The 12,629-nt window shown below is 49.9% G+C and carries 7 protein-coding genes and 1 pseudogene; 4 read left to right on the top strand and 4 right to left on the bottom strand.

Annotation, left to right across the window (positions count from 1 at the left end; translation table 11 throughout):
- Positions 1 to 93: 93 nt before the first annotated feature.
- Positions 94 to 1,419 (top strand): outer membrane channel protein TolC, encoded by a 1,326-nt coding sequence (gene tolC, locus A8L45_RS04280; RefSeq protein ID WP_068899574.1) that lies wholly within the window; start codon positions 94 to 96, stop codon positions 1,417 to 1,419.
- 91 nt (positions 1,420 to 1,510) lie between these two features.
- Here the strand turns inward: tolC and hldE are convergent, their stop codons facing one another.
- Positions 1,511 to 2,941, bottom strand: coding sequence for a bifunctional D-glycero-beta-D-manno-heptose-7-phosphate kinase/D-glycero-beta-D-manno-heptose 1-phosphate adenylyltransferase HldE (gene hldE, locus A8L45_RS04275; protein WP_068899572.1), 1,431 nt, complete (start codon positions 2,939 to 2,941; stop codon positions 1,511 to 1,513).
- Positions 2,942 to 3,064: 123 nt separating this feature from the next.
- Between hldE and lpxL the strand changes: the two genes are divergently transcribed.
- Positions 3,065 to 3,991, top strand: a complete 927-nt coding sequence (gene lpxL, locus A8L45_RS04270; protein WP_068899643.1) for an LpxL/LpxP family Kdo(2)-lipid IV(A) lauroyl/palmitoleoyl acyltransferase — start codon at positions 3,065 to 3,067, stop codon at positions 3,989 to 3,991.
- 59 nt (positions 3,992 to 4,050) lie between these two features.
- Here lpxL and glnE read toward each other — a convergent pair whose 3' ends face one another.
- From glnE to A8L45_RS04255, 3 genes and pseudogenes are all read right to left on the bottom strand, one after another.
- The gene (glnE, locus tag A8L45_RS04265) at positions 4,051 to 6,900 is read right to left on the bottom strand and encodes a bifunctional [glutamate--ammonia ligase]-adenylyl-L-tyrosine phosphorylase/[glutamate--ammonia-ligase] adenylyltransferase (protein ID WP_068899571.1); all 2,850 of its coding nucleotides are present in this window, start codon (positions 6,898 to 6,900) and stop codon (positions 4,051 to 4,053) included.
- 179 nt (positions 6,901 to 7,079) lie between these two features.
- Positions 7,080 to 8,674 (bottom strand): annotated as a pseudogene (locus tag A8L45_RS04260) (methyl-accepting chemotaxis protein).
- Positions 8,675 to 8,888: 214 nt separating this feature from the next.
- Positions 8,889 to 10,412 carry a CYTH and CHAD domain-containing protein gene (locus tag A8L45_RS04255; protein ID WP_068899568.1) on the bottom strand — a complete coding sequence of 508 codons (1,524 nt, stop codon included), beginning with the start codon at positions 10,410 to 10,412 and terminating at the stop codon, positions 8,889 to 8,891.
- Between the two features lie 199 nt (positions 10,413 to 10,611).
- Here A8L45_RS04255 and A8L45_RS04250 point away from each other — a divergent pair, with 199 nt between their 5' ends.
- Both A8L45_RS04250 and A8L45_RS04245 read left to right on the top strand, forming a co-directional pair.
- Positions 10,612 to 11,292, top strand: a complete 681-nt coding sequence (locus tag A8L45_RS04250) for a TIGR00153 family protein (RefSeq protein ID WP_068899567.1) — start codon at positions 10,612 to 10,614, stop codon at positions 11,290 to 11,292.
- A gap of 34 nt (positions 11,293 to 11,326) precedes the next feature.
- Positions 11,327 to 12,592, top strand: coding sequence for an inorganic phosphate transporter (locus A8L45_RS04245; RefSeq protein ID WP_068899566.1), 1,266 nt, complete (start codon positions 11,327 to 11,329; stop codon positions 12,590 to 12,592).
- The last annotated feature ends 37 nt before the right edge of the window (positions 12,593 to 12,629 follow it).

Below are 12,629 nucleotides of genomic sequence, written 5' to 3'. Positions count from 1 at the left end.
AGCTACATCATAAAAATGGAATTTCCTAAGTCGCAAGCCGGACGGTAGACTAGGGCTACAACTTACAATATTCATACACTGACGGAACCCGTGATGAAAAAATTGCTCCCTCTTATTATCGCTTCTGTTTTGGGCTCAGCCAGTTTCAATGTCCTTGCGACAGATTTGGCCGAGGTTTTTGAACAAGCCAAAGCAAATGATCCAGAGCTGTTGGAGGCGAAGGCGAAACGAGATGCCGCCATCGCACAAATCGGTGTAGCCCGCGCAGCGCTACTTCCTTCCTTTAACTTCGAGGCATCACACCAGCGCAGTGGCGCAAGCAAGATATTACGTGAAGGCTATTCCAGTGGTTTTCAGGTCGCGTTCTCCCAAAGCATTTACGACCGCAAGAATTGGATAGGACTGGACAAAGCAGAAATGAGCGTTCAGCTTCAGAACGTCTTATTCGAGGCTGAACAGCAAAAAACCATGTTTAAAACATCGCAGGCTTACTTTGACGTACTCAAAGCGCAGGATTCACTGGAATTTTCTCGCCTTGAAAAAGTAGCAATCAGCCGTCAGTTGGAACAGGTAAAGCAGCGCTTTGATGTAGGTCTTTCTGCCATTACTGACGTTAACGAAACGCAGGCTGATTACGATACCGTTTTGGCCCGAGAGATTCAGGCTGAAAATGAGGTAATCAACAAGCTTGAAGTACTTCACGAGATCACCGGCATTCAGTTTAAGGATCTCGATAAATTAGATACGGCTAAGTTTTCAGCCAGTAAGCCGACAGTCAGCCTTCCCGCTTTGGTAAAAACGGCAACAGAGAGAAATGTTGGTATTCTGGCAGCGCGTATCGGCAAAGATTTGGCGAAGTTTGATATAGAGACAGCAACCGCAGGGCACCTACCAACATTGCGACTCGATGGTGGATATCAGCAGACCCTAAGTAAACAGCCAAGGTCTATACTTAACATCGAAATTCCAGCTTCGAAAGAAAAACAAAAAAACCTCGCGGCAACTCTCAAATTCGTCGTACCCATCTACCAGGGTGGCGCCATATCTGCAAATGTAGAAGTTCAGAAAGCTAACCACATAGCTGCATCACAGCTTCTCGAGCAGGCTTATCGTGAGACCATCAAAAATATCCGGGCGGTGTATAACAACATCAATGCGGCTATTGGTCTGATAAAGGCTTACGAGCAAAGCGTGGTATCGGCTAACTCAGCACTTGAAGCAACAGAAGCCGGTTTTGAAGTGGGCACCAGCACCGTTGTTGATGTGTTGAACGCCACTCAGCGTCTTTATGATGCCAACCGAAGACTATCTGAAGCCAGATATAGCTATATCTTGAACCAACTTCAGCTCAAGCAAGTCATAGGGGAGCTAAATGAAGGCGACCTTAAAGACATCAATGCAGGGCTAACCAAGGGATAAACCTTGTTTCATTGATAAAAAAATAAGGCGCTGAAAGGCGCCTTATTTTTTGCTCGACGATGTGCAAACAACTATCGTTTGAGCGTCAGATTTATTGGTGGCCACTCAGGATTGAGTTAATAATTTCAGTGGTTGAGCAACCATCCTCAAAATTAAGGACTTTCACCTCTCCCCCCGCTTCAATCACCTCTTTACCACCCGCAATCTGCTCAGGCTCGTAGTCACCGCCTTTCACCAGCAGGCTCGGTAGTACTTCGCTAATCAAACGCTGTGGTGTTTCCTCGTTAAAAGGCACCACCCAAGAGACTGCACCCAAACCAGCAAGTACCGCCATGCGGCGTTCAGTTGGATTGACCGGGCGACCGGGACCTTTCAATATTTTTACCGACTCATCAGTGTTGACGGCAACAATCAGACGGTCACCGAGTTTTGCAGCCTCATTGAGGTAAGCAACGTGCCCGGCATGGAGAATATCGAAACAACCATTGGTCATCACCACCTTCTCGCCACGCGCTTTCGCCATTCTGACTGCAGCGATCAGTGCCTGTTCTGTTACAACACCAAAGCCAGATTGATGACTACCGTGAACCGCTTCTGTCAGTTCAATCGTTGACAGGGTTGAGGTACCCAGCTTACCAACAACCACACCGGCTGCCGCATTTGCCAGTGCACAGGACTCCTCAAGAGATTTACCTGCTGCCAACGATGCTGCCAGCACGGAGATCACCGTGTCACCAGCACCTGTAACATCATAAACTTCTTTGGCGAGTGTAGGCAGATTAAGAGGTGGCTGACCGTCACGCAGCAGTGTCATGCCGTGCTCACTGCGGGTAACCAGCAGCGCATCAAATTCATATTGACGGATCAAAGACAGACCTTTCTCAACCAGATCATCTTCATCACGCACTTTACCGACAACGGCCTCAAACTCACTCATGTTCGGCGTCAACAGCGTCGCACCGCGATAGCGTTCAAAGTCTGCACCTTTGGGATCGACCAAGATGCTGACACCTGCGCGTCGTGCCATTTGGATCATCGGCTGAATATTTTCCAGTACCCCTTTGGCATAATCAGACAAGATCATCGCTTTTGTTGTAGGAAGCGCAGCCTCTATGCGTGCAAGAATTGGCGCAACATCAACATTGTGGAACCCTTCCTCAAAGTCGAGACGAATCAACTGTTGGTTACGGCTCAAAATGCGCAGTTTGGTAATGGTAGGGAAATCTTCCAGTTCGACAAAATCACAGTCCACATTTAGTGAGCTGAGTTTATCTGACAATGCTCTGGCCTGTTCATCCTGCCCTGTCAGACCGACCAGTGTTGTACGGCCACCCAACGCTGCAATGTTCAGTGCGACGTTTGCAGCTCCGCCCGGACGCTCTTCGGTATGATCAATTTTGACCACCGGAACCGGTGCCTCAGGCGAAATACGCCCAGTCGGTCCATACCAGTAGCGATCCAACATGACATCACCAACAACCAGTACATCTGCTTGTTGGTAGTCTGGCAAAGTCAGTTTCATTTGTTTCTCCAGGGAACAGTGAGTGGAGGCGATATTACCATAAGCGCTTCAAAGCGACAGCCGCTAAAATTTACACTACAATATCGCCCCTATTTTGTTTTGCTGGTGGTCAATACACAAAAAATGAGTAACTTCGACGTACCCAAGTTTTCGCTCTCTTTTCTACATCCAAGGTATTTGCATACCTGGTTAGGTGTGCTGCTGATGTATCTTGTCAGCTGGCTGCCTTATCGCCTGCAACGCATGTTAGGCAGAAAACTCGGGCTACTGGTGATGAAAATACTCAAGAGCCGGAAAAAAGTGGCAGAACGGAACCTCGAACTCTGTTTCCCTGACTTATCAGTTGCTGAACGCGAAAAACTGCTGAAAGAGAATTTTGAACACGCAGGCCTTGCGGTATTTGAAACCTGTATTGCGTGGTTTTGGCCAGACTGGAGAGTACGCAGACATATCACCTACAAAGGGTTTGAGAAACTCGACGCGATAAGGGAAGACGGTCGAGGCGTCATGCTGATAGCGATTCACTCCTACAACATTGAGATCACTGCGCGGGCTTTTGGCTTACTGACCAAAGGCTATGGAATTTATCGCCCCAATACTAATCCGGTTTTTGAATGGTTTCAGTATCTTGGCCGAACCCGCCAGAACGGCCTGATCGACCGTCTGGATGTGAAACAAACCATACGCCGCCTGAAAAAAGGCGATGTAGTCTGGCTGGCACCTGACCATGACTATGGCCGCCACCGTTATACCTGGGCGCCATTTTTTGCTGTCGACAAAGCCTGCACAACCACCGGCACATCTCTGTATGCCAGAGCCAGTCAATGTCGGGTGATCCCCTTATCGCTGGTTCGTAACAGTGAGGGAACAGGGTATACGCTGACCCTCGAACCCGAACTGGAAGACTTCCCATACGGCGATGAACAGGCTGCAGCAGAGCGGGTTAACAAAGCCATTGAACGCTCAATCATGAAAGCACCGGAACAATACATGTGGCTCCACAAGAGATTTAAGAGCCGCCCGGATGGCGAACCGCCAGCATACGATTAATTCAGGAACGTCGTAGATATCATAAGGGATAAAGGTGCATGCGCACCTTTATCATTTCATCAAGTGTCCAACCATTGTTGCCATGCTGATTTTACATCTGCACGCTCGTCGGAATAATGACTGTCATCAACGTCTACGCTTTTATCCAGAAGGTTCAGGCGGTGTATCTCATCACGTAAAGTGACATAAGCGGAAATCAGTTTGTCAGCCTGTTCCTGTTCAAGCACACCAGCCCGGGCCATGTCCTCAAGGATCCGGACGTTATCACTCCACCGAAACAGTGCACTGTCTCGATGGGCATAGGCCAACACTAAATACTGGGTGAGAAACTCAACGTCAGTAATACCACCGGGATCTTGCTTGATGTGAAATGTTCCCTGACTCTTGCTGCCGAGATGTTCACGCATCTTTATGCGCATCTCAATCACACGTTCACGGAGTTGCTCAAGGTCACGCGGTTGTGACAACACACTCTCCCGGACAACGCGAAACGCCTCAGTCATTGGCTGGTCGCCATAAACAGGACGCGCCCTGACAATTGCCTGATGCTCCCACGTCCAGGCTTCCTGATGTTGATATTCATGAAACGAATCAACGGTTGAAACCAGCATCCCTGACGCACCAGAGGGCCGCAGCCGGGTATCAATTTCATAAAGAACCCCAGAGGCTGTTCGAGTCGAGAACAGGTGAACAATGCGTTGAGCCATTCTGAGATAAAACTGACGACCATCAATTTCTTTCGCGCCATCGGTGTAAACATTCTCCGGGCAATCGTGAAGGAATACCACATCGAGATCTGAGCCGTAGCCCAGCTCAAGGCCACCTAACTTACCGTAGCCAATCACAGAGAAGCCCTTGCCTTCTCGACCCGCCAGATGTGTAGGACGACCATATTTTTCCACCATCTGATACCAAGCCTGATTCACCACCGCCTCAATGATGGCTTCAGCAAGGAATGTCAGGTGGTCACTGACTCTCATCAGGGGCAGCACTCCTGCAATGTCTGCTGCAGCAATTCGAAGAAGCTGTGTCTGTTTGAACTGACGGATCATTTCCATCTGTTGCTCCATGTCCTCTTCAGGTACACGGGCAAGGTATTCAAATAGCTCAGTTTTATACATCTCTGGGGGAGTAGGGTGATAGAGATGTTGCGGATCAAGCAGCTCATCCAATAACACGGGATAATTTGCCAGTTGTTCAGCCACCATAGGACTGGCAGCACAAAGCTTCACCAAATGAGAGATTGTCGCCGGATGTTCGTCCAGCAATTCAAGGTAGGTCGTACGGGTTGCGATCCTCAGCAGCAGCCTGCCAATTCTTGGCAGTACGATATGACCGTCCTCGCGGGAGAGCATCTCGCTGAGAATGACAGGCATCAGATGATTCAGCACCTCCCGGCCACGGGTTCCCAATGTTCGCTTGCTGAGTTCGGTTCTGAAATGCACCAGCGCATCGGCAATCGAATCTGCCTGCGCAGCATCAATGTCATTCAGGATTGTGATCACTTCATCATGATGGCGCGACACTGACCACAGCTCGTGGTAAACCGCATCGACAGTCTGTTCATCTTCCGTATCATCATCGCCAATCATTCCTGCAAAAATGGTATGGACGGCGACCATGTGATCCTCAAGAGTCGCGCAGAAATCAGGCCAGTCTTTTTCCTTGAGCGCAACCGCCAGTCGCAGCTGATCCCGCTCATTGTCCGGCAGCGTCTGGGTTTGTTTATCCGCATGAGCCTGCAACAGGTTTTCCACCCGGCGTAAAAACCGATAGGCACTGTTCAGCGTGTCGACTTCAGGCTGCGGTAATAAGCCAAGCTCTGCTATCTCTGTCAGTGTTTCGGGCAATCCACGTTTACGCAATCCCGGCTCTCTTCCACCACGGACCAACTGCAAGGACTGTGCAATAAATTCAATTTCACGGATCCCCCCCGGCCCCAGTTTGATGTTATCTGTCAGGCCACGGCGGCGCACCTCGCTGCGGATCATCGATTTCATCCGCCGCAGAGACTGGATAGCACTGAAATCTATGTAGCGTCGAAATACGAAAGGCATCAACATCTGCTGTAATGCCTGATACGCCCCGCCCTGTTCATCGCCCATGACCCGGGCTTTGATCATTGCGTAGCGTTCCCAGTCACGGCCCTGCTCCTGATAGTAATCTTCCATTGCTGAGAAGCTCATTACCAAAGGGCCACTGTCACCAAAGGGGCGAAGTCGCATGTCGACGCGATAACAGAAACCGTCAACCGTGTGCTGATCCAACGCTTTGATCAGCCGTTGCCCCAGTCGGGTAAAAAACTGTGCGTTAGCAATCGAGCGACGGGCACCCACTGTTTCGCCGTTTTCTGGATAGGTAAAAATCAGGTCGATATCGGAAGAGAAGTTAAGCTCTGAGCCACCCAGTTTGCCCATTCCCAGCACAAGCATCGGCTGTGCTTCCCCTTCAGAATTACAAGGGGTTCCCCATTCAATACAACAATGCTTGTAAAGCCAGTGGTAAGCCTCAACGATCATGGCCTCTGCCAGTTCAGACAAGTGAAGCAGGCTTTCATCCAGACTTATTGCATCATGAATGTCCTTCCATGCCAGCCAGACCATTTCGCGACGGCGATATTCGCGCAATCTGCGCAAAAAGACAGCCTCATCGTCGGTCTCATCGAGCAATGCCTTAAGTTGGGTTCGGTACCCTTGCCGTCTTAAGTTCTCTGGTAACTGCGCCTGCAGCCAAGGCAGCAAGTCATGATCGGCAGAGATTGAATCCTGAATAAAGTCACTCATAGCCAGTGCGACAGTCAACTGCTCTCGCTGTTCTGCCTGCCAGTGCGACAGATGTTCTGACTGATGTTCGTTGAGGTGTTCGATGGCATTCTCTGCCAGTGTGAGGAGAGAGGGTGGCAGCAACATCCTGTTCCTTTTTTAGACTATCGATATGCCATTACCTTAGCACAGGCAATGAGGTTTCCGATGCGTCATCAGGAGCCAAAATGCGTTTCGCTATGTATTTCGTACCCTAGATAGAAACAAGCCCGCATTATGCGGGCCTGAGATCATGTCCTGACTTATTGCAGGTGCTGTTTCGGCGATCAGATAGAAAACGCTTTTATCTTGGCGTCCAGCTCTTGAGCGTTGTTTTTGATTGCACCTGAAGTCTCAGATAGCTCTGACACCACAGTCACCGAGCCCTGCACCAACTCTCTGACGCTGGTGAGGTTCACGTTCATCTCATCAGCGACCGACGCCTGCTGTGAAGCACCGACGCAATCTGGAAGTTCATATCGTTGACCTTGGCAATCTGATCAACAATCAGCTCCAGCTCCTCACCCGCTTTAGAAACGGTTTCTACACTGTCATCGGCTTCGGAAACGCTCTGTTTCATCAAGGTCACCGCCTGCTGAGCGATCTCTTGCAACTGATCGATCATCTTCTGAATTTCCACCGTCGCTTTTTGGGTATGCTGGGCAAGGTTTCTCACCTCATCAGCAACCACTGAGAAGCCGCGTCCCGCTTCACCGGCCCGGGCAGACTCAATCGCCGCATTCAGTGCCAACAGGTTGGTTTGCTCAGAAATGCCCTGAATGGTCACCACAATCGAGCTGATTTTTTCCACCCGATCTTCAACCTTGTTGACGACATTGGCAGACTCAGTCAGATCCGCAGACAATTTGTGAATACTGCTGATAGTCTTTCTGACATACTCCTGACCGCTGTCCGCCTGAGTCCGTGACGTTTCTGTCGCATCGGATGCTGCACGGGCATGACCAGCCACGTCCTGTACCGTCGATGACATCTCACTCATTGCTGATGCCAGCTGATCGATTTCAGCGAACTGCTCACGCGCTGCATCATGGGTCTGCTCCATGGCATCGGTCATCTGATCAGCCATATCGAACAACTCGCTCGATGAATCGCGCTGGTTGCTGAGCAATATCGCCAGCTGCTCACGCGCGGTCTCCAGCTCACGGGTCAATTCACCAAACTCATCAAGACAATCCATTTCGATAGGTTCACTCAAATCACGGCGTGCCATCGCGCGGATGCCATCCGCAATATGACGCAGCTGACGCAGGATGAAACCCGCACCACTGAGCAAAATCACCACAAATGCGCCAATCATTACCAGTGTCTGCCAGGCAATCTGGAACAGGAAACCGTTGTGGTAACTATCTGCCACATCGGCAGATTTACTGGCAACCGCCACCCAGTCAGTGCCTGATACAGGAACAACCGCACCGCGTCGACCTGTAGACTGTTCGACATAGTTCACCACACCCGATTTGTTGCGGAGGACATCAGATAGCGCATTACCACCTTCGGTGCGGGTATTGAGCTGGTTCATGCGGCTCGCGTTAGGGTGAGCAATCAGCTTGCTGGTTTTAGTGTTAGCGAGAAAAAGGTAATCAGCATTGCCGAAGACGTTCTGTTGTGAGACCGCTTCTTTGACCAGTGTTTCACCGTCTGGCTGACGGAGCAGCAAGGCAGCCAGAGACGCCATTCGCTCGGCTTCAAGTTCGGTCTGTTGGCTGGAAAAGTCATTGATTGAAGAACGGAAGGTCTCCGCGTCCCACAATTGTTTTCCCACAATCAGCAGGGTACTGAACACCATCAGAATGATCATTTTGGGCAACAGCCTGATATTGCCGAGCACCTGCTCCCATCTGCGCAGCTTCATTTTCGCCATAATTCACAACTCCTTGATGGTGGACTTATTTCCACCTCTCAACCTCAAAATCGAAACGTCACTCATCTTATTGCTATATCGGTAAAAATTGTGGGGAATTTACTTATATTGCCGAATAATGCAGTGAAACTTGATATACATCGCATTGATCTTATCCGCATAAAAAAAGCTGGCGAGTAAGCCAGCTTCTTCAAATGATTTCTTGCGTATTGGATCAGTTATACCAGTAGGGCGTCAGACCGACGCCAATGAAGCGACTCTGTTGCATGGCATGCAGTAAAGACTCTTCTTTACGACGCAGCCACTTGTCGATTTGTGCCGCGTCATCTTCACTGTCAATCTTGGGCCTGAGAGCTCGTACAGGCTCCAGAAGATGAAGATCTTCTATGCCCTGTAACAGATCGAGCCAAGGCAGTCGGAAGGTGCTTCGCCTTTCCTCATCGAACAATGCCGCAATGCAAGTGCCTGTCAGCAGATTACGTTGCAGACGCGCCTGCTGATCGTAATAGCCATAGCGGTCAAACTCATTGGCGGTACCAAAGACCTCCAACAGTTCCTCCCACGACTGACCCAGCATTTTATCAGCAAAATCTTTGACCGGTTCAGCCAGCTTGTTACTGCCCCTCTCATCAAGGAAAGGTCGCCAACCTTGTGTCAGCAGCCATCGACTGAGATCAAGCAGCAGGTTGCAATAACGGGAAGAGTGCAACAACTCAAGTAAAGCGCTGCGTTCAGGCAGGGCCTCATATTTTTTCTTAAGGTGTTTTTTCAGCACTTTCTGGCTGTTGAGCTTTCTCAGAAAATGCGCCTTATCTTCCAGCAGGCGTTCGATAGCCATCGCTTCATCAATCCAGCTCAGTTCACCCTCAAGCCATTGTAATTCCTGACGTAAGAGTGCACTGGCACGACGAGGAATCAGTCCACCATACAACACCAGTGCCTGTCGGATGAGCGCCACCGCCTGACAGATTTGCTGCAAGGCCGGCAATTCAGGACGCTCAACATAAATCTGCTCGTGGTAGTGCCAGTGCTCAAGGGCATGCTCCAAAATCTGGATAAATGCCTGCTCTGTGCTCTGGTCGGGTTGCAGCTCAACAGCGGGAAGCTGACGAACTTCATCGCCCTCATAACCACTGAATAAACGGTAACCACGCGCCGCTTTGCTGAGATTACCCAGCCTCAGGCCACCATGCTCAGCCAGCTCCCGGGCAAGAGTGAATATTGCATCGGTCTGGCCAGATTTCAGCTCAATCTCCACTTCACTGATAGGATCAACACCGCCTTGATCCGTCGAGACCTGACCATTGTCGTAGGCAAGCTCTATCTGGCTACTGTCAGGCATTGCCACCAGCCATTGCTGGCGCTCAAAGTCTGTCGAGAACAGAGGAATAAGCGAAGAAGACAGCCTCTCTGGCTCAATGCTGTCAGGCCAGACTTCCGCAGGAAGCAGGCTGATATCTGGCGTTGGGCCTGTCAGTTCAGCATTGTACTCCGGACGTTGATGCAATCCGGCTACCACGCGGCCAGCAGTCTTCAAGGTCTGCACAAAGACATCGTCATAGCGCCTGACGCGCAGCCCGATATCGCTGTGTCTAAGTTGAAGGTCGGGCGTATCATAATAGATATTCCCCAAATTTCGATGACTGTGCTGCAATACCTTAAGTTCAACAATCTTGTCCCGAACATGTCGTGAAAAATCGGGAGAAACGAAAAACTTAAGTTCTATCTCAGTTTCCATATAGGTACCTATAACCAATAGCAAACCAAGGATATGGACAATTTAGTTTACGGGCAAGACCCATTCGCAAATCATCTCCCCATTCATTTCCATCAAAGAAAGCGGTTTCATTGCTTTTGTGATTAGGATAACATTCGCCGCTCGTTTAATTGTCGTTTAATATTTAGCCTGAGACCAAGGCTAACAGGTAGATACGGCTATGCCAGTAAATACAATAGTCGGGCTTTTCGCTAAGAGCCCTATTAAGCCATTACAACGCCACGTTGGGCGTGTTAACGAATGCTGTTCATTACTTGTGCCATTTTTTGAGGCATGTGAACAGGGAGACTGGGACAAAGCCGAGACACTGCGAGCGCAGATCTCTGACATCGAAAAAGATGCAGATGTGCTCAAACGTGAGATTCGCCTTAAGCTTCCCCGCGGCTTGTTCATGCCCGTTGACCGTACCGACATGCTTGATTTGCTCACTCAGCAAGACAAGCTGGCTAATCTTGCCAAAGATATTGCAGGGCGCGTCATTGGTCGCCAACTGCAAATGCCCTCCGCACTTTACCCTGATTTTGTTGCCTACGTTCAGCGTTGTCTTGACGCAGCCGAACAGGCACGCCGTGTGATCAACGAACTTGATGAGCTGCTTGAAACTGGCTTTAAAGGTCGTGAAGTGACACTAGTTGAAGAAATGATCCACCAGTTGGATACCATAGAAGACGATACTGACGCCATGCAAATCGTACTGCGTCAGAAACTGATGAAGATTGAAGACCAGTTCAATCCGGTTGATGTCATTTTTCTTTACAAGATCCTCGAATGGGTTGGCGCTATCGCTGACCAGGCACAGCGAGTCGGCTCAAGACTTGAGTTGATGCTATCGCGTTCTTAGTCATCCAATAGACGATAAATAACAAGGTAATACAATGGAAATCCTGGCGAACTACGGCACTATCATGGTGATAGTAGCCGCTGCTTTTGGTTTCATGATGGCAATTGGTATCGGTGCTAACGATGTCGCAAACGCCATGGGTACTTCAGTGGGCTCCAAAGCACTGACCGTGAAACAAGCCATCATCGTTGCCATGATCTTTGAATTTGCCGGTGCGTATCTGGCAGGTGGTGAAGTGACAGACACCATACGCAAAGGCATCATAGAAACCTCGTACTACACATCGCAACCTGAAGTGTTGGTGTACGGTATGATGGCCGCCCTTCTCGCCGCAGGCACCTGGTTACTGGTAGCGTCATACATGGGTTGGCCAGTATCCACTACCCACTCTATCATAGGTGCCATTATCGGCTTTGCCTGTGTTTCTGTCGGTACTGATGCCGTAGACTGGCACTCGATTCAAGGCATTGTTGGCAGTTGGCTCATCACTCCGCTGATCTCCGGTATTTTTGCCTATCTGATCTTTGTCAGTGCTCAAAAACTTATCTTTGATACCGACCGACCACTGATGAACGCTAAGCGATTCGTTCCCGTATACATGTTTATCACCGCGGTCATCATCGCCATGGTAACCATCAAGAAAGGTCTGAAGCACGTCGGCTTGCACCTCAGCACCACTGAAGCTGTTTTGGCCTCTGTGGCGTTTTCAGCGGTCGTAATGGTATTTGGTTTCATCTACATCAACAAAAAATACAAAAACGATAACGAAACAGGCAGCAACGGTTTTGCCGGTGTTGAACGTGTCTTTAGTCTGTTGATGGTTGTCACCGCCTGTGCCATGGCATTCGCGCATGGTTCGAATGACGTGGCAAACGCCATTGGTCCATTGTCTGCCATCGTGTCCACAGTTGAACACATGGGGAACATTGCCGAGAAGAGCACCATCGCATGGTGGATCCTGCCACTGGGTGGTGCAGGCATTGTTGTTGGTCTGGCGACCATGGGTCACAAAGTAATGGCAACCGTAGGTTCAGGTATCACAGAACTGACACCAAGCCGTGGCTTCGCTGCTCAGCTGGCGACTGCCTCTACTGTAGTGCTCGCCTCTGGTACCGGTCTGCCGATCTCTACCACTCAAACACTGGTAGGTGCAGTTCTTGGTGTGGGCTTTGCCCGCGGTATTGCAGCGCTCAACATGGGTGTCGTTCGCAACATTGTTGCATCCTGGATTGTCACCTTGCCTGCTGGCGCACTGTTGTCAGTGATCTTCTTCTACGTGCTAGAAGCAGCCTTCCGTTAAAACCTGCAAATAGATTCGACCGTAAACTGAACTTTCA

It is taken from the genome of Veronia pacifica (genome assembly GCF_001707825.1).
In the GTDB taxonomy this organism is placed as follows: Bacteria; Pseudomonadota; Gammaproteobacteria; order Enterobacterales; family Vibrionaceae; genus Veronia; species Veronia pacifica.
The sequence above is the reverse complement of the archived record's forward strand: the minus strand, read 5'-3'. Positions and strand labels throughout refer to the sequence as shown.

Coding starts and splice junctions, on each gene's coding strand:
- A8L45_RS04245 (WP_068899566.1), top strand. CDS start 11,327: ATGGAAATCCTGGCGAACTACGGCACTATCATGGTGATAGTAGCCGCT.
- A8L45_RS04250 (WP_068899567.1), top strand. CDS start 10,612: ATGCCAGTAAATACAATAGTCGGGCTTTTCGCTAAGAGCCCTATTAAG.
- tolC (WP_068899574.1), top strand. CDS start 94: ATGAAAAAATTGCTCCCTCTTATTATCGCTTCTGTTTTGGGCTCAGCC.
- hldE (WP_068899572.1), bottom strand. CDS start 2,941: ATGAAACTGACTTTGCCAGACTACCAACAAGCAGATGTACTGGTTGTT.
- A8L45_RS04255 (WP_068899568.1), bottom strand. CDS start 10,412: ATGGAAACTGAGATAGAACTTAAGTTTTTCGTTTCTCCCGATTTTTCA.
- glnE (WP_068899571.1), bottom strand. CDS start 6,900: ATGTTGCTGCCACCCTCTCTCCTCACACTGGCAGAGAATGCCATCGAA.
- lpxL (WP_068899643.1), top strand. CDS start 3,065: ATGAGTAACTTCGACGTACCCAAGTTTTCGCTCTCTTTTCTACATCCA.